At 68.0% G+C, this 19,200-nt stretch carries 19 protein-coding genes, 1 tRNA gene and 1 pseudogene; 7 read left to right on the forward strand and 14 right to left on the reverse strand.

Going from position 1 to position 19,200, the window contains the following annotated elements:
* Window positions 1-45 precede the first annotated feature (45 nt).
* From EOW65_RS03350 to EOW65_RS03365, 4 genes are read right to left on the reverse strand one after another with little or no spacing between them, the layout of a single operon-like run.
* Window positions 46-1,161 carry a DNA polymerase III subunit delta' gene (locus EOW65_RS03350; protein WP_128147590.1) on the reverse strand — a complete coding sequence of 372 codons (1,116 nt, stop codon included), beginning with the start codon at window positions 1,159-1,161 and terminating at the stop codon, window positions 46-48.
* Window positions 1,158-1,778 (reverse strand): dTMP kinase, encoded by a 621-nt coding sequence (gene tmk / locus EOW65_RS03355; protein ID WP_128147591.1) that lies wholly within the window; start codon window positions 1,776-1,778, stop codon window positions 1,158-1,160. Before tmk ends, EOW65_RS03350 begins: the two co-directional genes overlap by 4 nt.
* A gap of 6 nt (window positions 1,779-1,784) precedes the next feature.
* Complete coding sequence (locus tag EOW65_RS03360; protein WP_128147592.1) at window positions 1,785-2,957, reverse strand: D-alanyl-D-alanine carboxypeptidase family protein; 1,173 nt, start codon at window positions 2,955-2,957, stop codon at window positions 1,785-1,787.
* 15 nt (window positions 2,958-2,972) lie between these two features.
* On the reverse strand, window positions 2,973-3,881 hold the full coding sequence (locus EOW65_RS03365) for an SPOR domain-containing protein (RefSeq protein ID WP_240664476.1): 909 nt from the start codon (window positions 3,879-3,881) through the stop codon (window positions 2,973-2,975).
* Between the two features lie 248 nt (window positions 3,882-4,129).
* Between EOW65_RS03365 and EOW65_RS03370 the strand changes: the two genes are divergently transcribed.
* A tRNA-Ser gene (locus tag EOW65_RS03370) sits at window positions 4,130-4,217 on the forward strand.
* Window positions 4,218-5,139: 922 nt separating this feature from the next.
* Here the strand turns inward: EOW65_RS03370 and dctP are convergent.
* The 3 genes from dctP to EOW65_RS03385 are packed head-to-tail and all read right to left on the reverse strand — an operon-like array spanning window position 5,140 to window position 8,085.
* Complete coding sequence (gene dctP, locus EOW65_RS03375; RefSeq protein WP_128147593.1) at window positions 5,140-6,234, reverse strand: TRAP transporter substrate-binding protein DctP; 1,095 nt, start codon at window positions 6,232-6,234, stop codon at window positions 5,140-5,142.
* Window positions 6,235-6,266: 32 nt separating this feature from the next.
* Window positions 6,267-7,592 (reverse strand): TRAP transporter large permease, encoded by a 1,326-nt coding sequence (locus EOW65_RS03380; RefSeq protein ID WP_128147594.1) that lies wholly within the window; start codon window positions 7,590-7,592, stop codon window positions 6,267-6,269.
* The gene (locus tag EOW65_RS03385) at window positions 7,582-8,085 is read right to left on the reverse strand and encodes a TRAP transporter small permease subunit (RefSeq protein ID WP_128147595.1); all 504 of its coding nucleotides are present in this window, start codon (window positions 8,083-8,085) and stop codon (window positions 7,582-7,584) included. The genes EOW65_RS03380 and EOW65_RS03385 overlap by 11 nt, the downstream gene beginning before the upstream one ends.
* 122 nt (window positions 8,086-8,207) lie before the next feature.
* Here EOW65_RS03385 and EOW65_RS03390 point away from each other — a divergent pair, with 122 nt between their 5' ends.
* The 3 genes from EOW65_RS03390 to EOW65_RS03400 all read left to right on the forward strand — a co-directional run bounded on the left by EOW65_RS03390 (window position 8,208) and on the right by EOW65_RS03400 (window position 11,677).
* Window positions 8,208-9,110 (forward strand): LysR family transcriptional regulator, encoded by a 903-nt coding sequence (locus EOW65_RS03390; protein ID WP_240664478.1) that lies wholly within the window; start codon window positions 8,208-8,210, stop codon window positions 9,108-9,110.
* A gap of 129 nt (window positions 9,111-9,239) precedes the next feature.
* Window positions 9,240-10,907 carry an AMP-binding protein gene (locus tag EOW65_RS03395; RefSeq protein WP_394342730.1) on the forward strand — a complete coding sequence of 556 codons (1,668 nt, stop codon included), beginning with the start codon at window positions 9,240-9,242 and terminating at the stop codon, window positions 10,905-10,907.
* Window positions 10,904-11,677, forward strand: coding sequence for an enoyl-CoA hydratase-related protein (locus EOW65_RS03400; protein WP_128147597.1), 774 nt, complete (start codon window positions 10,904-10,906; stop codon window positions 11,675-11,677). Before EOW65_RS03395 ends, EOW65_RS03400 begins: the two co-directional genes overlap by 4 nt.
* Window positions 11,678-11,776: 99 nt before the next feature.
* Here the strand turns inward: EOW65_RS03400 and EOW65_RS03405 are convergent, their stop codons facing one another.
* A complete protein-coding gene (locus EOW65_RS03405; RefSeq protein ID WP_128147598.1) occupies window positions 11,777-12,712 on the reverse strand; it encodes a LysR family transcriptional regulator in 936 nt (311 codons plus the stop codon).
* 96 nt (window positions 12,713-12,808) lie between these two features.
* On the opposite strand from EOW65_RS03405, the gene EOW65_RS19885 reads away from it, so the two are divergent.
* Window positions 12,809-12,967, forward strand: a complete 159-nt coding sequence (locus tag EOW65_RS19885; RefSeq protein ID WP_164879972.1) for a hypothetical protein — start codon at window positions 12,809-12,811, stop codon at window positions 12,965-12,967.
* Between the two features lie 14 nt (window positions 12,968-12,981).
* On the forward strand, window positions 12,982-14,661 hold the full coding sequence (locus tag EOW65_RS03410; protein WP_128147599.1) for a GMC family oxidoreductase: 1,680 nt from the start codon (window positions 12,982-12,984) through the stop codon (window positions 14,659-14,661).
* Window positions 14,662-14,745: 84 nt separating this feature from the next.
* On the opposite strand, the pseudogene EOW65_RS03415 reads toward EOW65_RS03410, so the two are convergent.
* A pseudogene (locus tag EOW65_RS03415) lies at window positions 14,746-15,556 on the reverse strand (IS3 family transposase); the annotation flags it as partial.
* Window positions 15,557-15,598: 42 nt separating this feature from the next.
* The gene (locus tag EOW65_RS03420; protein WP_206364008.1) at window positions 15,599-15,910 is read right to left on the reverse strand and encodes an EamA family transporter; all 312 of its coding nucleotides are present in this window, start codon (window positions 15,908-15,910) and stop codon (window positions 15,599-15,601) included.
* A gap of 130 nt (window positions 15,911-16,040) precedes the next feature.
* Here EOW65_RS03420 and EOW65_RS03425 point away from each other — a divergent pair, with 130 nt between their 5' ends.
* The gene (locus EOW65_RS03425) at window positions 16,041-16,298 is read left to right on the forward strand and encodes a LysR family transcriptional regulator (RefSeq protein ID WP_128147600.1); all 258 of its coding nucleotides are present in this window, start codon (window positions 16,041-16,043) and stop codon (window positions 16,296-16,298) included.
* Between the two features lie 31 nt (window positions 16,299-16,329).
* Here EOW65_RS03425 and EOW65_RS19890 read toward each other — a convergent pair whose 3' ends face one another.
* The 4 genes from EOW65_RS19890 to EOW65_RS03445 all read right to left on the reverse strand — a co-directional run bounded on the left by EOW65_RS19890 (window position 16,330) and on the right by EOW65_RS03445 (window position 19,045).
* A complete protein-coding gene (locus EOW65_RS19890) occupies window positions 16,330-16,635 on the reverse strand; it encodes a transposase (protein ID WP_164879973.1) in 306 nt (101 codons plus the stop codon).
* 23 nt (window positions 16,636-16,658) lie between these two features.
* Window positions 16,659-17,528, reverse strand: a complete 870-nt coding sequence (locus EOW65_RS03435) for a LysR family transcriptional regulator (RefSeq protein WP_128147602.1) — start codon at window positions 17,526-17,528, stop codon at window positions 16,659-16,661.
* Between the two features lie 77 nt (window positions 17,529-17,605).
* A complete protein-coding gene (locus tag EOW65_RS03440) occupies window positions 17,606-18,004 on the reverse strand; it encodes a nuclear transport factor 2 family protein (protein WP_128147603.1) in 399 nt (132 codons plus the stop codon).
* 27 nt (window positions 18,005-18,031) lie between these two features.
* The gene (locus EOW65_RS03445; protein WP_128147604.1) at window positions 18,032-19,045 is read right to left on the reverse strand and encodes a zinc-binding alcohol dehydrogenase family protein; all 1,014 of its coding nucleotides are present in this window, start codon (window positions 19,043-19,045) and stop codon (window positions 18,032-18,034) included.
* Window positions 19,046-19,200: the final 155 nt, after the last annotated feature.

Consider the following 19,200-nt stretch of genomic DNA (forward strand, 5'->3'; position numbering starts at 1 on the left):
GGGAGTGTTGTCAGCCACGGGCCTTGTCCTTTCGGCGCGGCGCCGTCAGGCGGCAGCCGCGGTCATCTCCAGAACCATATCCATCACGAGGGCGGCAGGGTCAAGGTTGACCCCCTTGCCGTGACGGGCGCGGGCGCCGAGGCTTTGGTGAAGTGACGCCCATTTCATCGCCGCCGCCCCGTCGGGGGCAAGCCGCGCCATCAGCTCGGCCTCGCCCGGCGCGCCCTCGGGCATGGGCGGGCCGACCAGCCCGGCGCGGGCAAGGCGGGCAAGGAACAGCTCGATCAGCCCCAGAAGCAGGTCATAGCGCGGCTCGTTCGCCTTGCCGGTGATGCTGTCGGCCAGCGCAATCGCCTTTTGCCGGTCGAGCCGGGGCAGGGTGGCGAAAAGCGCGACGAGCGCCGCATAGGTCTCGAGCCCGCCAAGGTTCAGAAGCCGGATCGCCTCGCCGACCGAGCCCGAGGCCAGCGCCGCGAGCGCCTCTTCCTCGCCCTCGGTCTCGGCGCCGGCGGCGGCCAGCGCGCGCGCCATCTCGGCGGGGGCGAGGGTGGCCAGCCGCAGCTCGCGGCAGCGCGAACGGATCGTCGGCAGCAGCCGCGCCGGCTGATGCGTGACGAGGAGGAAGGTCACCCGCTCGGGCGGTTCCTCCAAGAGCTTCAGCAGCGCGTTCGCGGCCTGGGTGTTCATCTCGTCGGCGGCATCGACGATCACCACGCGCCGCCCGCCCTCGGCCGCCGAGAGCTGCAGGAAGTTCTTCAGCTTGCGCACCTCGTCGACGCGGATGTCGAGGGACAGCGCGCTTTCGGTGGCATTCGGGCCGCGTTTCAGCACGAAGACCCCGGCCTCGGAGCCCGCATGGATGCGCCGACACACCGGATCATCGGGGTCGGTGTCGAGGCTGGTGGGCGGCTCGGGCGCGCCGAAGAGGCCCGCAGGCTCGGCCGCGCCGCGGGTCAGCAGGAAGCGGGTGATGCGCCAGGCAAGCGTTGCCTTGCCGGTGCCGCGCGGGCCGGTCAGCATCCAGGCATGGTGCAGCCGGCCGGTGGTGAAGGCGGTCAGGAAATCGGCCTCGGCGCGCTCCTGCCCGAACAGGGCCAGGGTGTCGCGCGGGTGGGGGGCGCCTTCGACCTGTGTCGGGTCGGGCAGGTCCTCGGCGCTCATGCCCGCGCCCCGAGCGCCGTGCGCGCGGTCGCAAGGATCGCGGCCGAGACCTCTTCCTTCGGCGCGGCGCCGTCGAAGATGCGGAAGCGCGGTGCGAATTCGCGGGCAAGCGCCAAGAAGCCCGCGCGCATCCGCACCTGCAGATCGAGGCCGAAATCCTCAAAGCGCTCCTCCTTGCCCTGCCGGCCCTTGGCGCGGGCAAGCCCGACTTCGGGGGGCAGGTCGATGAGGAAGGTCAGGTCCGGTTCGCGCCCGATCATCAGGCCGTGCAGCTGATCGACAAGGCCGCGCAGGTCGCCGCGGCTGAGGCCCTGATACATCCGCGTGGAATCGGCGAAGCGGTCGCAGATCACGATCTTGCCCGCGGCGAGGGCGGGCGCGATGGTGCGTTCGAGATGGTCGCGGCGGGCGGCGGTGAAGAGCAGGATCTCGGTCTCGGCCGACCAGCGGTCGGGGTCGCCCTCGAGGACAAGGCGGCGGATCTCCTCGGCGCCGGGCGAGCCGCCGGGCTCGCGCGTCAGCACGACGTCATGGCCCTCGGCCGTCAGCGCCTCGGCCAGAAGCCGCGCCTGCGTGGATTTCCCCGATCCGTCGATGCCTTCGAAGGTGATGAACATCCGGCCTCAGCTGTTCGCGCCGGAGGCGGCCTGGAAGGCGCGGGCCGAAAGCCGGCCGATCGCCGTCTTCATCCGCACGAGGAAGCCGCCCTCGGCGACATCGGCGGTGGCGACAAGCGGCACCGTCGTCGGCTCGTCGAGGCCCGGGATGTGGATCACCAGCTGGCCGAGCGCGTCGCCCGCCTTCACCGGCGCCTGCACCGGACCGTTGAACACCGCCTCGGCCTTCACGCCTTCCTTGGCGCCCGCGGGCAGCAGCAGCGTCACGTCCTCGGCGGGCGCCAGGCCCACCTTCGGCGCGGCGCCGAGCCAGACCGGCGCTTCGGCAAGTTGCGTGCCCTTCGTCGCCATGGTGTTCAGCACGAACTGCCGGAAGGCCCAGTTCGCCACCGCCTCGGCTTCCTGCGCACGCTCGGTCTCCGACGCCATGCCGGAGAGCACGAAGACGATGCGCCGCTCGCCCATCACCGCCGAGCCGACAAGGCCGAAGCCCGCCTCTTCGGTGTGGCCGGTCTTCAGCCCGTCGGCGTGCCAGTCGGCCGCGGCAATCTTCAGCAGCGGGTTGCGGTTATGCGCATTCGCCGGGGCGCGGTCCTTGTAATTGTAGGTCGTTTCCGAGAACAGCGGATAATATTCCGGGAAAGTGGTGATGAGATGGGCGGCCAGCACGCCGAGGTCGTGCATCGACATGCGCTGGCCCGGGTCCGGCCAGCCCGAGGCATTGGCGAAGGTCGATTGCGTCATGCCGAGGGCGCGGGCGCGTTCGGTCATCAGCCGGGCAAAGGCCTCTTCCGAACCGGCCAGCCCTTCGGCGACCACGACGCAGGCGTCGTTGCCCGAGTTGATCGCGATGCCCTGCATCAGCTCGCGCACCGAGGGGCGGTCGAGCTCGTTGAGGAACATCGTCGAGCCGCCCATCTGCTTCGCCCGGGTCGAGACGGCGAAGGTGGTGTCCGGCGTCACCCGGCCGTCGCGCAGCGCGTCGAACAGCAGCTCGAGCGTCATCAGCTTCGACATCGAGGCCGGCGGAAGCGGCACGTCGGCGTTCTTCTCGAGCAGCACCGTGCGGGTTGTCATGTCGTAGACCCAGGCGGAATTGGCCCGGGTCTCGAAGGCACGCGCGGGAAGCGCTGCAAGCAGCGCGAGACTCAGGACGGCAACGAGGCGGAGAAACGGCATCGGGACGGGACTTCCTTATTTCGTGACGGCGTAGGCGTCGGGGTAGCCGAGGCCCTGGATCTTCTTCAGCAGCGCATCGCGCTCGCTCGCCCCCGAGGCGGGGCCGGCGACGACGCGCCAGAAGGTCTTGCCCTGGCTCTGTTCGGTGCGCACGGCGGCGGGCGCGCCCGCCTTCTCGATCTGGGCGGCGGCGCGCTTGGCGTTCGCCTCGACCGAGAAGATGCCGATCTGCACATAGATCTTGCCGGCCGGCGCCTTGGCGGCCGGGGCGGTGGGGGTCGCCGGAGCGGCGGCAGCTGCGCCCGCGGCCGGTTTCGCCGGGGCCGGGACGGGTTTGGCGCCCGGCTTCGGGGGCTTGGCCCCCTTGTCGTCCAGAGACTGTGCCGCGATCGGTTCGGGGGCGGCGATCACCGGGTCGGTGACGATGGGCGCGGCGGCGCCCTCGGCCGGGGCTTCCTCGCGGCGCAGCGCCACGACCGAGAGTTTGGCGGGCGCGCCCGCCAGCATGCCAAGCGCGGCGGCCGCGTCCGAGGAGACCTGCAGCTTCGGGCCGGGGTTGTCGCGTTCGCGCCGGAACAGTGCACCGATCACGAATTTGCCGTTCGCGGTGTTGCGGATGATCACCCGCTCGGGGTCCTTCACCGTAGGATGGGCGACCCAGACGCCGCCAAGCGAGGGCCGGCCGTCCCACAGGCCTTCCTCCTCGACCGCGAAGGCCTGCGGCGCCTCGACGTCGCGCTCGACCAGCCGGGCGGAGGTGGCGGGGGCCACGTCGGCAGCGGCGCCGTCTGCGGCGGCCTTCGGGGCGGATTTCAGGAAGCCGAAGGGCTGGGTGCCCTCCTGGCAGCCGGCCAGTGCCAGCGCTGCCCCCAGCATCAGACCAAATCGCGTGCCGGGGTGTTTGCCCTGCATCCTGTCGCCCATCTCGCCCCTCTTCGCGCGGGCTGTCCCCGCGTCGGTTGCGGGCCCTTCGGCCCTTGTCCCATCGGCGCGGCCCCCCGCGCAGTCGCGCCGACTGTAGCGTTTCGGGCGTTGCAAGGAAAGCATCCGGGCGCCTGCGAGGCGGAAATCGGCTGCGGGTGGCTTTCAGAATCGCGTGAAGCCCGCTAGGCCGGGTCAGGCCGGAAGTGTGGCCGAATGGTTTACGGCTCTGGTCTTGGAAAGCTGATGACGGAAGGGTGGCAGAGTGGTCGATTGCAGCGGTCTTGAAAACCGCCGATGTGCAAGCATCCGTGGGTTCGAATCCCACCCCTTCCGCCAATAGTTTCAACATGTTATATTCGTTCAGTTCCTCCCGGAAAACCCTGCTGCAAGTGCGCTGCAAGCTGGCGGGTTGGGGGGGCGCGATTCGGTTATAGCGCGCAACTTGTAGCAGCTTTGTAGGACGCTCACGAAAGCGCCCCGGAACCCATGTCCCGAGGCGCTTACCGTTGCGAGCGGCAAAGGACGACCGCTGACGGCCGGGGCCGATGGTTTCACGAGCGTCGGTTTCCTGTAGCTCGCACGGCTGGCAAGGCCGCGTGCTGTCGCTCTGCCAGTCCTTGGCGCTACAGCTAGGGTGTTCGCCTCAGCCCCGCAGGTGGAGCTTTGCCGTCGCTCCATATCCTGATCTTGACCACATCGTCCGACCAGCTTGGTGCGCCGCACTTCATACGAAACCTCCACCCCACGCGACGGACGATGTGTGGCGGCATGTGGTCGGTGTCCCGCACCGCCTCCCGCCGCGCCGCCATCCCATGCCCACGGCTGAGGTTCATCGACGCCGGTGTCCCAGCGGCCGCCCCTGCGGCACGGCGCAGCTGGCGCAGCGCTTGCGGTGTGGATACTGCCGCCCCCCTATGAGCTCCCGGTTCGCGGCTGCACGGGGCGCTGCGCCGGGGCGGTGGGGGCTGTCTCGCCGCCTTTCCATGCCGCCGGGCACGGCGGTTCTTCCATCATCGCTCCAGCCACACCTTTTCGCGGGGCCGCCGCTCCTCTCCCCGCCGGCAAAGGGTAGTCGAAAACTCCAGCTTCAAAGGGGCCAGTTTTCAGCACGCACAGCAGCCGAGATCGAGGTCGTCGCCTGAGGCCATGGGACGGGGCGATTCAGTCCTGGCACTGAAACGCACAGCATCGCCGTCACTTGGGCCCGGGCAAAGGAAACGGGGCCACGCGGGCCCCGTTCCGGTCGTTTCGGCTGCGCTTACTTGCTGGCGCAGGCGCGGATCTTCTCGATGTCCGGGCCGTTCGGGTCGCGGCCGAGGTTGAACGGCGCCGAGGCCTTGCGCCAGTTCGAGTAGTCCTGCAGGTATTCCAGCTGGCTCAGGTAGACCTTGGCCGAGCTGGGGTTTTCGCAGGCAACCTGTTCGATCACCGAGTTGGCCATGGTCTGGATCTGGGCCAGCGCCTCGTCGTCCATGCGGGTGATCTCATTCACTTCCTTGAACTGCTTGTAGGCGTCATTGGCGCGCCGTTCGGTGAAGGAGAGCGACCACATCAGGTTGGCTTCCGCCGCGATTTCCAGCTTCTCGCGGGTCTCGGGGCTGAGCGCGTCCCAGGCCTGCTTGTTGATCATCACGCCGAAGACCGAGGCCGACTGGTGCCAGCCCGGCGTGGCCCAGTATTTCGTGACCTGCTGGAAGCCACCCGACCAGTCGACGTTCGGGGTCGAGAATTCGGCCCCGTCGATCACGCCGCGTTCCAGCGACTGATAGATCTCGCCGCCGGCCATCGACACCTGCGAGCCGCCCAGCTGGTTGAGCAGACGGCCCTGCTCGAGCCCCGACAGACGCAGGCGCTTGCCCTGCAGATCGGCGATCGAGCGGATCGGTTCCTTGGTGTGGAAACCCGACTCGTTGTTGGTCACGGCATAGGGCAGATAGACCATGCCGAACTTGCCATAGACTTCGTTATAGAGCTCCTTGCCGCCCCATTGCTGGATCCAGTTCACATAGTCGACCGCGTTGAACAGGCTGGCGGTGGTGGCGAGCGGCGAGAAGGCCGCATCGCGCCCCGCCCAATAGCCCGGCCAGTCGCCGCCCGCCTGGATCGTGCCGCTCTCGACCGCGCCGAACACCTCGCCCGACGGGACCAGGCTGCCGCCCTCGAAGAACTCGATCTTCAGATCGCCCGTGGTCAGCTTGTTCGCCAGCTCGACGAAGTGCTTGTCCATCTCGATCAGTTCGAGAGAGTTCGGCCAGGTGGTGGTCATCTGCCAGCTGGTTTCGGCCTGTGCCGCAACGCCCGCGCCGATCAGCGCCAGGGTGAACACACTGGTTTTCAGGGACTTGGTTCGCATCGACTTCTCCTCCTCAGTCAGTGCAGATTGGGTCATTTGCTGTTGTAGAGCGTGTCGGGCAGCCAGGTGATCAGCTGCGGGAACATCGCCAGCGCGAGCGCCATCGCCACGATCAGGGCGATGAAGGGCACCACGCCCAGGATGATGTCCGATGTCTTGATGCTGCGCGGCGCGAGCGCCCGCATGTAGAACAGCGCATAGCCGAAGGGCGGCGTCAGGAACGAGGTCTGCAGCACGACCGCGGTCAGCACCACGAACCACAGCTCGCTCACGCCCATCTCGCGCACCACCGGCAGGAAGATCGGGAAGGACAGCAGCACGATCCCGGTCCAGTCGAGGAACATCCCCATCACGAAGATCACGAACATCATCATCGTGATCAGCATCCAGGGCTCCATGTCCAGCCCGCGCATCATGTTCTGCGCCGCATGCAGACCGCCGGTGATGTTGAACACGCCGGTGAAGGCGGTTGCGCCGACCACGATGAACAGGATCATCGCCGAGGTCCGCCCGGTTTCCCACAGCGCCGAGGCGAAGGTCGCCCACTCGAACTTGCCGCGGAAAATCACGATCAGCAGGGCCAGGAAGGCGCCGATCGCCGAGGCTTCGGTGGCGGTGGCGATGCCCGCCAGCATGGTGCCCAGAATCCCGAAGATCAGCACCAGCGGCGGCAGCGCCTCGAGCAGCAGCATCGGCAGCAGCTGCGAGACCGGCACGCGTTCCTCCTGCGACACCGGCGGCGCCAGGTCGGGGCGGAACAGCGCGACCAGCGCGACATAGCCCGCATAGAGCAGCCCGAGCACCACGCCGGGCACCATGGCGCCCGCGAACAGCTCGCCCACCGAGAGCGAGGAGTTCGACGACATCAGGATCAGCATGATCGAGGGCGGGATCAGGATGCCCAGGCACCCCGAGGCCGCGATCAGCCCGGTCGTCAGCCGTTTCGAATAGCCGTATTGCAGCATCGGCTTCAGCGCCATCACCCCCATCACCGTGATCGAGGCGCCGATGATGCCGGTGGTGGCCGCCAGCAGGATCGAGATGAACACGACCGCAAGCCCGAGCCCGCCGGTCACGCGCCCCATCAGCAGGCGCAGCGTCTCGAACATCCGGTCGGTCACGCCGCTGTCGGACAGGAATCGCGCCATCAGCACGAACAGCGGAATCGCGATCAGGATGTAGTTGTCCAGAACCTCACCGAAGATCCGGTTGATGACGATGCCCAGCACCATCGGCTTGCCCGCGATCAGCGCGCCCAGCACCGCGGTGCCGCCCAGAACGAAGGCCAGCGGATGGCCCATGAACAGCCCGAGCAGCAACAGCCCGGCCATGATCAGGCCAATGAGTTCACCCGACATGAGACGGCTCCTGCTTGTTCAGCACCAGCTTGAGCACCTCGGAGACGCCCTGCAGCAGCAGCAGCCCGGCCGCGACCGCCATCGCGATCTTGACCGGATAGACCGGCAGCTGGATCGCGCCATAGGTGGTTTCATTCTGGGCCAGCGAGCGCATGGCGAAATCCCAGCTGCGGGTGGCGAACACCCAGGCAAACGGGAAGAAGAAGATCAGGTAGCCGAGAATCTCGACCACCCGGCGCGGCCCCGGCCGCAGCGTCTCGGTCACCAGATCGACGCGCACATGGGCCTGATGGCGCAGCGCATAGCCCCCGAGCAGGATGAAGTAAAAACCGTAGAGTTGTTTCGTCAGATCGAACGCCCAGAGCGTCGGCGCGTTGAAGCCATAGCGCATGATCACATCGTAGATGATCATCAGCGCGAAGATGACTGCAACGAAGGCCACGACGCGGCCCACGATCTCGTTCAACCCGTCGAGCAGACGGATCAGCACCATTAGATTTCCTCCCAAAACTCAGACGACCGGCGCGATCCGCACCAGTCACCTCCCCTCGCCGCAATTAAAGGGCGGTCGGGAGCCGTTTGACATGGGCAAATGTGCAGAGGTATTTTGCAAAAATGCAGACGGTTTTTGACTGGAACGATCTGAAGTTTTTCCTGGCGCTGTCGCGCCTCAAACGGATGACGGCGGCGGGCCGTGCGCTGGGGATCGACCAGACCACGGTGGCACGCCGGATCCGGGCGCTGGAGAAATCAGTCAGCGCGCAATTGTTCATCCGCGACGAGGCGGGATACGCGCTGACCCCGGCGGGCGAGCGGCTGCTGCCGATCGCGATGGAGGTCGAGCGGTCCAGCACCCGCGTGCACGAGCAGATCGTGGGGGAGGCCGGGCGGCTGGCGGGCACGGTGCGGATCGGGGCGCCCGACGGTCTGGGTACCTATGTCGTGACCCCTCTGCTGGCGCGGTTCCAGCGCGACAATCCCGATGTCGATGTGGCGCTGGTGGTGCGCTCGCGGCAGTTCCAGATGTCGCATCAGGAAGTGCATCTGTCGCTGGATCTGACCTTGCCCACAAGCGGTCGGCTGCTGGCGCGGCGGATGACCGATTACCACCTGCACTTCTTTGCCGCGCCCGATTATCTGCGCCGTTACGGCCGCCCCGAACGGCTGCGCGATCTGCGCCATCACCGGCTTGTCGGCTACATCCCCGAGATGCTGTTTTCCGACGAATTGCGCTACCTCGAGGATCTGGGGATCACCGCGCCGGTGGGCTTCGCCTCGACCTCGATGATCGCGCAGCGCGAGGCCGTGCGCGAGGGGGCGGGGCTGGCGATCTTGCCGCGCTTCATGGCTCTCGACGACCCCGATCTGGAACCGGTTCTGGTGGAGGATTACGTGCTGACCCGCACCGTCTGGCTGCTCAGCCACCAGAGCACCGAAGACCTCGCGCGGGTGCGCGCCGTGTCGGACTATCTGCAGCAGGTCGCCCGCAAGGAACGCCACCGCTTTTTGATTCCCTAGGCGCCTCGATCGCAATTTGCCTTCCCTAGCGTCAACTTTTGCGGCGATAGACAACCCCGGCGCGAATGCGCTCAGCTTGCCGCGGAGGAGGGCGCCCCGGTGCGGGGCGTCAGGAGGGGAGAAGAGAGCGTGCTGTCTCGCAAGGAGAGCTATGCCGCGACCATGGCGGCATTTCAGTGGGATATTCCCGATTATTACAACATCGGCACCGATGTCTGCGACCGCTGGGCCGCGACCGATCCCGAGCGGATCGCCCTGATCGAGGTTGGGGAGGACGGCTATGGCCCGGCCCGCGAGACCAGCTTTGCCGAGTTGCGTGCGGCCTCGAATCGGTTTGCCAATGTGCTGGCCGGGCTCGGGTTGGGCGGCGATGGGGTGACTGCGGGCGACCGCGTGGCGATCTTGCTGCCGCAGCGCCGGGAGACGGTGATCGCCCATATCGCGGCGTTCAAGGCGGGCTGTGTCTCGCTGCCGCTGTTCACGCTCTTCGGCCCCGAGGCGCTGTTGCACCGACTGCGCGACAGCGGGGCGCGGGTGCTCGTGACCGATCACGCCAGCCTGCCGACAATCGCGGGCATTCGCGACGAACTGCCCGACCTCGAGGTGATCTTCACCGTCGACGGGCCGGCCGCGGGTGCGCAGGATTTCGATGCGGCGCTGGCCGCGGCCCCGGACGCGTTCACCCCGGTCGACAGCCGCTCGAGCGCGCCGGCGCTGCTGATCTATACCTCGGGCACCACCGGCAATCCGAAGGGCGCGCTGCATGCGCAGCGGGTGCTGCTGGGCCATCTGCCCGGCGTCGAGATGAGCCATGATTTCCTGCCGCAGCCCGGCGACTGCATCTGGACGCCGGCCGACTGGGCCTGGATCGGCGGTCTGCTCGATGTGCTGCTGCCGGCGCTGCATCACGGGGTGCCGGTTGTGGCCTGTCGCTTCCGCAAGTTCTCTGCCCGGGCGGCGGCCGATCTGATCCGCCGCTTTGCCGTGCGCAACGCCTTCCTGCCGCCGACCGCGCTGAAGATGATGAAGGCCGACCCCGACAGTGTCGACTGGGCGCTGAACATGCGCTCGGTCGCCTCGGGCGGCGAGCCGCTCGGGGCGCAGCTGCTGGAATGGGGGCGTCAGGCGCTTGGCGTGACGATCAACGAATTCTACGGCCAGACCGAATGCAACATGGTGGTGTCGAGCTGCGGCGTGCTGGAGGCGCCGGAAACCGGGGTGATGGGCTGGCCGGTGCCGGGCCACCGTGTCGACGTGATCGACGAGATCACCGCCGAACGGCTCCCCGACGGGGCGGAGGGCGCGATCGCGATCCTGTCGCCCGATCCGGTGATGTTCCTCGGCTATTGGCAGCAGCCGGTGGCGACGGCCGAGAAATTCGTGACGGGGCCCGAGGGGCGCTGGCTGGTGACGGGCGATCGCGGGTTGCGCCGGCCCGACGGGCGGCTGGTGTTCAAGGGGCGCAACGACGACATCATCTCGACCGGGGGCTACCGGGTCGGGCCCGCCGAGATCGAGGATTGCCTGATCTCGCATCCCGCCGTGGCGATGGCGGGGGTCGTGGGGCAGCCCGATCCGCTGCGCGGCGAGATCGTGGCGGCCTTCGTCAAGCTGCGCGCCGGGCATGACGATTGCGCCAGCCTGCGCGACGAGATCGCATCCCATGTCCGCACCCGTCTGGCGGCCTATGAATACCCCCGCGCGCTCTATGTCGTCGAGGAGCTGCCGGTGACCACCACCGGCAAGATCATCCGCGGCGAGCTGCGCAAACGTCTGATCGCGGAGGCTCTCCAATGACCGAAGCCAGTGTCCTGTTCGAGGCCGAGGGGCCGGTGGCGCGGATCACGCTCAACCGGCCGGCGCGGCGCAATGCAATTGACGGTGCGGCCGCGGCGGGGCTGGCCGAGGCGCTGGCCCGGTTCGAGGCGGACCCCGCCTTGCGGGTGGCGGTGCTGTGCGGCGCCGGGCCGGTGTTCTGCGCGGGCATGGATCTGGCGGCCTTCGGCGCGGGGCAGGTCGAGGCGGTGCTGTTCGGCCCGGGCGGCTTTGCCGGGCTGACCGAGGCGCGACGGACCAAGCCGCTGATCGCGGCGGTGCATGGGGCGGCGCTTGCGGGCGGCTGTGAACTGGCGCTCGCCTGCGACATGATCGTCGCCGAGGAGGGCAGCCGCTTCGGCCTGCCCGAGGTGATCCGCGGCCTGGTCGCGGGGGCGGGGGGCGCGCTGCGGCTGGCCTCGGTGATCCCGCCTGCACGGGCGCGCGAGATCCTCTTGACCGGGCGGATGGTCGACACGGCCGAGGCCTGGGATCTGGGGCTGATCGCGCGCCGGGCCGCGCCGGGCGCGGGGCTGGCCGTCGCGCTGGAACTTGCGCGCGAGATCGCCGCGAATGCGCCGCTCGCGGTGGCCGAGACCCTGCGGCTGAGCCGCGCTGCCGAAGCCGCGCAGCTGGCCGCCCTGTGGCCCGAGAATGCCCGCACCTTGCGCGCGATCATGGACAGCGAGGATGCGCAGGAGGGGGCGCGGGCCTTCCTCGAGCGCCGCGCGCCGGTCTGGCAGGGGCGCTGAGACCGGGGAACCGGAAAGGCGCGGGCGCGGGGGCCGTATCCGCGTCCCTCCGGTCCCATCGTCTTCCACTCGTGGACCGTCCGGGAGGGGAGCCCTCGCTCAGTCGCTCAGGTTCCAGATCTTCATGATGAGATCGAAGGCAAGGTCGATGGCGGGCTCTCCCTTGCGGTTCGCGAGGGTCAGAAAGCCAAGTTTCACGTCAATCTCGGCATGATCCACCACGACCAGCCCGTGGACTTGCTTCTCGTTCAGCGCGATCGACTCGCGACACAGGCTCAGCCCGCCTCCCGAGCGCACCATCGCCAGCATCGAGGGTTCCTGATCGACGACGGCGACCCGGTTCTGTGTCACGCCCAGATCGGAAAACAACCGGCTGAGCACGCGGTTGTGCACCGAGGCCGGCGGCGTCCCGATCCAGGGCAGTTCCGCGAGCGCCTTCCAGTCCCGGCCCGCGGTGCGCTGTTCCCAGCCCGCCGGGGCGACAACCCGGTATTTGAACCGGGTCAGCGCCCGATAATGAAAGGGGCTTTCGCTGCGTGCGGTCTCGGGCCCGGGGGCAGGGGGGCCGTCTTCCGGATCGCCCAGAAAATACCCGACGTCGATCTCGCCGCGCAACAGGCGCACCGGCACATCGCCGCTCATCCCATGCGCCAGCTGTGTCTGCAGATCCGGCGCGGTCTGTGCCACCGCCCGCAGGAATTGCCCCAGCCGAATGAAATCCGGGTCGATGACGGTGCCGACATGCAAGGTGCCGCGCACGGTGCCGGTCATCCGGCTGGCGGTTTGCCGGAAATCCTCGAGCGCCGCCAGGACCTGCTCGGCCTTGACCAGAAGGGCCGCGCCGTCGCGCGTCAGCTCGACCCCCCTCGAGGTGCGGGTGAACAGCTTGAGCCCGGTCTCGGCCGCGAGACGCTTCAGCTGCAGGCTGATCGCGGGCTGCGTCAGATGCAGCCGTTCCGCCGCACGAGAGACATTGCTTTCGCGCGCGACGGTGACGAAGGACTGCAAGCTGCGGAGGTCTGCGAGGTTTTTCATATAAATTTATCTTATAATGTGTTGTTTTATTAGTCATTGGAAATCTCGCCTCGCCTGCCGCTATCCCATGTCCTGGGAGAGACAGGGAGGAGTGACATGACCGTTGCCGACATCTGGCGTTTCATCAGGAATACGCGGCTTTCAGGCGTCAGATCCGATGAAAATCCTTGGTCCGTCGCCGAGCGCGATGCCGCCGACGAGCCCCGGATGCCCCCTCGCTGCCCGGCTGCGGGTCTTTGCCGCTTCGCCGCCTGACAGGAGCCGCCAAGATGTCGCACGACGTGTTTGATTATATCATCATCGGTGCCGGTTCAGCCGGTTGCCTCCTCGCCAATCGTCTCAGCAAGGACCCGTCGAAACGGGTCTTGCTGCTCGAAGCCGGAAAATCCGACGCCTACCCGTGGATCCATATTCCCGTCGGCTATCTCTATTGCATCGGCAATCCGCGCACCGATTGGCTCTATCAGACGGCGCCGGATGCGGGGCTGAACGGCCGCTCGCTGCGCTATCCGCGCGGCAAGACCCTGGGCGGCTGTTCCTCGATCAACGGCATGATCTACATGCGCGGTCAGGCGCGCGACTATGACGGCTGGGCGCAGGCCGTGGGCGACGATGCCTGGACGTGGCAGAATTCGCTGCCGGACTTCATGGCGCATGAAGATCACTACCGGCTCGATGATGGCGCCGATCCCGTCGCCGGGAACCGGCGCCGCTTTTCCGAACTGCATGGCCATGGCGGTGAGTGGCGCGTCGAAAAGCAGCGGCTCCGCTGGGACATTCTGGACGATGTCGCGCGGGCGATGACCGAGGCGGGCTTCGAGCCGACCGATGACTTCAACTCGGGCGACAATACCGGGGTCGGATATTTCGAGGTGAACCAGAAATCCGGCTGGCGCTGGAACACCGCGAAGGCGTTCCTCCGCCCGGTGAAGGGGCGCGCCAACCTGACGGTCTGGACCCGGTCGCAGGTCGAGCGTCTGCTGATCGAGACCGCACCGGACGGGGCGCAACGCTGCGCCGGCGCGATCGTGCGCCGCGGTGGTGCCGCGGTCAGCGTGCGCGCGACGGGCGAGGTGATCCTGTCCGCGGGTGCCATCGGATCGCCGCAGATCCTGCAACTGTCGGGGATCGGCCCGGCGGAGCACCTGAAATCGCTGGGCATCGAGGTGCGTCTGGATGCCCCCGGTGTCGGCGGCAATCTGCAAGATCACCTGCAGATCCGCGCGATCTACAAGGTGCAGGGGGCCCAGACCCTGAACACGCTGGCGGGCAGCCTGTTCGGCAAGGCGCGGATCGGTCTGCAATACGCGCTGACGCGCCGCGGGCCGATGAGCATGGCGCCGAGCCAGCTTGGCGCCTTCACCCGATCCTCGCCGGACCGGGCGCACGCCAATCTGGAATATCACGTTCAGCCCCTGAGCCTCGAGGCCTTCGGCGAGGGGTTGCACCCGTTCCCCGCGGTCACGGCCAGCGTGTGCAACCTGAACCCGACCAGTCGCGGCAGCGTGCTGATCCGCTCCGGCCGTTTCGACGAGGCGCCGGTCATTGCGCCGAACTACCTGTCCACCGATGAGGACCGGATGATTGCGGCGCAAAGCCTGCGGCAGGTGCGCGCGATCCTCGCCCAGCCGGCGCTGGCGAAATACCGGCCCGAGGAATGGAAGCCCGGCGCGCAGTTCGAAAGCGACGCGGAGCTGACCAAGCTGGCGGGCGACATCGCCACGACGATCTTCCATCCGGTCGGCACGGCGAAGATGGGGCGGCAGGACGATCCGCAGGCCGTCGTGGACAGTCATCTGCGCGTGCGCGGCATCAAGGGGCTGCGCGTCGTCGACGCCAGCATCATGCCCGACATCACCAGCGGCAATACCAACGCCCCCACGCTGATGATCGCCGAGAAGGCGGCACGTTGGATCAGTGCTGTGACCCCCGATAGTGCCTCCAGTTGATGCTAGAGGCCGCCCCAACAGAAGGATCCGCCTGATCTGCGCCCCAACCTTGAATCGCCCTTGGGCAGAGTTTTCCGGCATTGTTCAGGGGGAGGGGCTGGTAACGCCCCCACATCTCGTCAGCGTAATCGGGGCCTTTTTGCCGATCGCGCCGTGCGGCCGTTCCTCATTAATGTCTGCGCCAAGCCTCCAACTTTTCGCCGGCATCTTCAAGGGTCAGGAACCAGTGCTGGTTCAGGCACTCAGCCCGGAACCGGCCATTGAACGCTTTGATGAACGCGTTGTCGGTCGGTTTTCCCGGTCGCGAGAGGTCAAGGGTCACACCACGCTGACAGGCCCACAGGTCCATGTCGTGCGACACGAACGTGTTGCCCCGGTCGCCCCGGATAGTCTTCGGATAGCCGGTCTGTCCGCAAACCCGGTCCAACGTCGCGGCCATGTCCTCGCCGCGGTATCTGTAGTGTGCGTCGGGGACGGGGGCGTAGCGCGAGAAGGTGTCGACGACCGTCAATATTCTCAGCTTCTTGCCCGTCGCCACCTGGTCGTGAACGAAGCCCATAGCCCAGACCTCGTTCGGACTGACAGCCTCAGCACGGTCGTCACGCAGCTTGGCATTCACACGGCGCTTCGGCGTCTTGTTCCTGAGTTGCAATCCCAACTCCTTGTAAATTCGATAGACTTTCTTGATGTTGATGTTCCAGCCCTCACGGTCGAGCAGGACGTGAACGCGCCGGTAGCCATACCGCACATGCGTTTCACAGATCTCCCGCATCCGCTTGGCGACGGCAGCCTGATCGGCGCGGCGGGACTTGTCGTGGAACGTCGAGCGGTCGACTCCGATGGCCCCACGGGCTTTCCGGATCGAGACCGCCCCCTCGCGGCACATCCCGCGAGCCAGTGCGCGCCCCCTCAACCACCGTTCAGATCACAACCCGATTCACCCCCGTACCCCGATCAGCACCATGACGAAGGGCTGAACATGGAAGACGATCGTCGCGACTGCGATCCCCGAGCGGCGGATTGCCTCGAAGAACAACAGCCAGTTCCCGACCATCAGCACGCCGCTCAAAAGCGCGAGCAACAACACCCGAACCGGCAGGCGGAACAGCGCGCGCAGCTCGCTGCGCAGGGCGACAGAGGCCGCAAGGACCAGGGCCGCAATGGCGCAGCGATAGGAGGCGGGCGACAGCGGATCGGTCCCGGCCTCAATCACGCAAAGCCCCAGGGTGCCGAGCGTGGTCTGCGCCACAACACCCCCCGATTCCCTGTCTCTGTGGCGTCATCCATGCGCTCCCATGCCTGCCCCGAGGTCAAAGCCGCCATGGCCTTTCAACAGACAATCAATATGATCTGAAGGTATTGTCAGGGGTTTCCGAAGAATGACTCAGTTCGATCATGTGCTGTTTCGCAGCTGCATCGACGCGAAGGGCTTCGGCCGGGCCGCACAAAGGCTGCATCGTTCTGCGGCGACGATCTCGTCCCATATTGCACGGCTCGAGGCTGAAACCGACGTGGTGCTGTTCCTGCGCGACACCCGAAACATTGTCCTGACGTGCGAGGGCGAACGCCTTGAGGCTTATGCCTGCCGCATCCTGCGCCTGCATGGCGAAGCGGCGGAGTCCTTTTCGCAAGCCTGATATCCGCGGTGCGATCACCATCGGAGCGCCTTCAGGGCCCCGTGCGGTCCTTGTCGCTCGCGAAGCTCATGGGGGGCGCAGAAGGCGGGCGATACAGGTCTGGATCTTGGGGGCGTGGGGGCGGGGAAAAGCCGCCTCCCCCCTTCAAGCCGTCCGCCACCGCGATCCGGATGCCCTGCGCCCGGCGTGCGCAGGTCGTCGAGGACCGTCGCCAGAACTTCGCGCCCTCGCTGGTCTGGAGCCACAAGCCGAGAACGTCCCGCGTGTCGTCCGGCAGAATGGCCGGAGCGACGAAGACCGCCTTGTTGCTGACCGCGCCGTCGTCGATCTTTGCCACCTGCCCGCCGGGCCCGCGGCCGCTCAGCGCGGATCGAGCCGGGCCTTCAGGTCGGCAACCAGCGCATCGGCCACCGCCCGCACCCGCGGCGCGCGGCGCATGTCGGCGTGCAGGATCAGATAGAGCGGGCGGCTGAAGGCGGGCTGGCGGGCTGGATAGGCGCAGAGCGCCGCGTCCCTCGCGCCCAGGAAATGCGGCAGCAGCGCCAGCCCCAGCCCGGCGCGTGCCGCCTGCGCCATCGTCGCCATGTCGTTGCTGCAGATCGCGGGCTCGGCGCCCTCCATCTCGGCCTCGAGCCAGCGCTTCTGCGCAAGCCCCGGCAGGCTGTCGTCAAAACCGATCCAGCGTCGCGGTGCCGGCCCCTCGGGCAGGCCGGGCGCGCCGTAAAGCCCGTATCCGATCTCGGCGATGCGCCGCGCGATCAGGTCGCCGGTTTCCGGCAGGCCGATGCGCAGCGCGATATCGGCCTCGGCGCGCATCATGTCGGCCTCGCGCCGGCTGCCCTCGAGGTCGATCGTCAACCTCGGATGCGCCGCGCTCAGCGCCGCGACGGTGGGCATCAGCAGCTCGGCAAGCAGCACTGGCGGCGCCGAGATCCGCACCCGCCCCGCCATCGGGTCCTGTTCGCGCGCGATGCGGGCAAGGCCGAGGATCTGTGCCTCGACCGCGCCGGCCTGCGCCAGCAGCTCCTCGCCCTCGGCGGTCAGGCTCCAGCCGCTCGCGAGCCGGTCGAACAGGCGCAGCGCCAGGGCGGTTTCAAGGCTGGTGACGCGGCGCGCGACGGTCGAATGCTCGACCCGTAGCGCGCGCGCCGCCCGCGACAGGCTGCCCGCGCGGGCGAGCGCCAGGAAGAAGCGGATGTCGTCCCATTGCAGTGCGGAAAGCGCGTCCATGCGGTCCTCGGTCGGCGTCGGTGTCGCGGATGACAGAAAGCAGGGATCGGCCGCAAGGCCAACCCCTGCCGGCCCGGTCAGGCGCGGGCACGGGTCAGCGCGTCGCTGTCCTCGTAGAAGTGGTAGAGCGTCAGCTTGCCGCCCGCGACCCGGGTGATGAGCGCCCAGTCACTCACGAAGGGCTTGCCAGTCGCGCGCACGGTGTGGCGGAACTGGCCGTAAAGGGCGGCATGGTGGTCATCGCCGAAGGCCGCCTCGACGGTGAAATCGCCGGGCTCCAGCAGCGCGCCGAACCCGCCGAAGAAGGCCTTCGCGCCCTCAGGGCCGACGAAGGTGCCGTGCAGCGGGTTCGCCGCGCTGTCGCGCGGGCTGACCGAGATGAAGCGCGCCTCGGGCGCGGTCAGGGCGAGGGCCTCCTCGAGTTGGCCGGAAAACACCGCGCCGAGGAAGGATTGGGTCAGGTCGACAGCAGACATTTGTATCTCCTTGTCTTGTCGGGAATTTCAGAAGCCGGAAAGGACGATCTTGCCGATCGCGCGGCCGCTCTCGATCCGGCGGTGGGCCTCGCGCAGGGTATCGGCCGAGATCGGCGACAGCGTCTCGGTGCCGGTCGGGCGCAGCCGCCCCTCAGCCGCCATCTGCGCGACACGGGTCAGGGTCTCGCCCTGCCGGGCGCGGTCCGGGGTGGCGAACATCGGCCGGGTGAACATGAATTCCCACACCAGCCCCGCGCTTTTGTGCATTAGCGCGCCGATGTCGGGGGGGCTCGCGAAGGGCACGATGCAGCAGATCCGGCCGCCGGGCGCGATCAGCCGGGCGAGGGCGGGAAAATGCCGGTCGGGGTCGTTCGCCAGCAAGACGAGAGCGGGCGGCGCCAGGCCGAGGTCGGTGATCTGCGCCTCGAGGTCGGCGAAATGGTCGATCACCGCATCGGCGCCAAGCGACAGGCACCAGGCGCGCGACTGCGGCCGCGAGGCGGTGGCGATCACGGTGAGGCCGGGGACCAGCCGCGCGAGCTGGATCGCCATCGACCCGACGCCGCCCGCACCGCCGACGATCAGCAGGCTGCGCGGCTCGGGCGCCGCGCCGGGTGTCAGGCCGAGCCGGTCGAAGAGCGCCTCCCAGGCGGTGAGCGCGGTGAGCGGCAGGGCTGCCGCCGCGGCGGGGGCAAGTGCCGCGGGGCGGTGGCCAACGATCGCGCGTTCGACCAGGTGGTATTCGCTGTTCGCGCCGGGGCGGGACAGGTCGCCCGCATAGAGCACGGGGTCTCCCGGGGCGAAATCGCGCACCGCCGCGCCGGTTGCCACCACCTCGCCCGCCACGTCCCAGCCCAGCACCGTAAAATGGCCGTCGTCGGTCTTGCGCAGCCGGGTGCGGATGTCGGCCGGGTTGACCGAGATCGCCGCGACCCGCACCAGAAGGTCATCGGGGCCGGGCACCGGCACCGGGATCTCGCGCTCGACGAGCGCCTCGGGGTCGTCGGCGGGCAGGGCCTTCCAGATGCCGATTGCTTTCATCTTGCGCCTCCGTTGTTGCGGTGGGGCTCAGATACGGCGCGTGGCGGCGCGCGGGCAGTCGCAGAAAATCGCCGGGGGGTGGGCGAAAATGCCCGGGGGCGGCCTGGGGCGCCGGTCATTGCCCCCGCCGGCGCGAGGCGCGATGATGGCCCGGC

The organism is Paenirhodobacter ferrireducens, from assembly GCF_004022265.1.
In the GTDB taxonomy this organism is placed as follows: Bacteria; Pseudomonadota; Alphaproteobacteria; order Rhodobacterales; family Rhodobacteraceae; genus Rhodobacter; species Rhodobacter ferrireducens.

Excerpts from the sequence above, each read along its gene's own strand:
- EOW65_RS03380 (WP_128147594.1), bottom strand. The coding sequence starts at position 7,592 with ATGTCGGGTGAACTCATTGGCCTGATCATGGCCGGGCTGTTGCTGCTC.
- tmk (WP_128147591.1), bottom strand. The coding sequence starts at position 1,778 with ATGTTCATCACCTTCGAAGGCATCGACGGATCGGGGAAATCCACGCAG.
- EOW65_RS03445 (WP_128147604.1), bottom strand. The coding sequence starts at position 19,045 with ATGAAAGCAATCGGCATCTGGAAGGCCCTGCCCGCCGACGACCCCGAG.
- EOW65_RS03435 (WP_128147602.1), bottom strand. The coding sequence starts at position 17,528 with ATGGACGCGCTTTCCGCACTGCAATGGGACGACATCCGCTTCTTCCTG.
- EOW65_RS03385 (WP_128147595.1), bottom strand. The coding sequence starts at position 8,085 with ATGGTGCTGATCCGTCTGCTCGACGGGTTGAACGAGATCGTGGGCCGC.
- EOW65_RS19885 (WP_164879972.1), top strand. The coding sequence starts at position 12,809 with ATGACCGTTGCCGACATCTGGCGTTTCATCAGGAATACGCGGCTTTCA.
- EOW65_RS03400 (WP_128147597.1), top strand. The coding sequence starts at position 10,904 with ATGACCGAAGCCAGTGTCCTGTTCGAGGCCGAGGGGCCGGTGGCGCGG.
- EOW65_RS03350 (WP_128147590.1), bottom strand. The coding sequence starts at position 1,161 with ATGAGCGCCGAGGACCTGCCCGACCCGACACAGGTCGAAGGCGCCCCC.
- EOW65_RS03405 (WP_128147598.1), bottom strand. The coding sequence starts at position 12,712 with ATGAAAAACCTCGCAGACCTCCGCAGCTTGCAGTCCTTCGTCACCGTC.
- EOW65_RS03440 (WP_128147603.1), bottom strand. The coding sequence starts at position 18,004 with ATGTCTGCTGTCGACCTGACCCAATCCTTCCTCGGCGCGGTGTTTTCC.
- dctP (WP_128147593.1), bottom strand. The coding sequence starts at position 6,234 with ATGCGAACCAAGTCCCTGAAAACCAGTGTGTTCACCCTGGCGCTGATC.
- EOW65_RS03425 (WP_128147600.1), top strand. The coding sequence starts at position 16,041 with ATGACTCAGTTCGATCATGTGCTGTTTCGCAGCTGCATCGACGCGAAG.
- EOW65_RS03390 (WP_240664478.1), top strand. The coding sequence starts at position 8,208 with ATGCAGACGGTTTTTGACTGGAACGATCTGAAGTTTTTCCTGGCGCTG.
- EOW65_RS03410 (WP_128147599.1), top strand. The coding sequence starts at position 12,982 with ATGTCGCACGACGTGTTTGATTATATCATCATCGGTGCCGGTTCAGCC.
- EOW65_RS03360 (WP_128147592.1), bottom strand. The coding sequence starts at position 2,957 with ATGCCGTTTCTCCGCCTCGTTGCCGTCCTGAGTCTCGCGCTGCTTGCA.
- EOW65_RS03365 (WP_240664476.1), bottom strand. The coding sequence starts at position 3,881 with ATGGGCGACAGGATGCAGGGCAAACACCCCGGCACGCGATTTGGTCTG.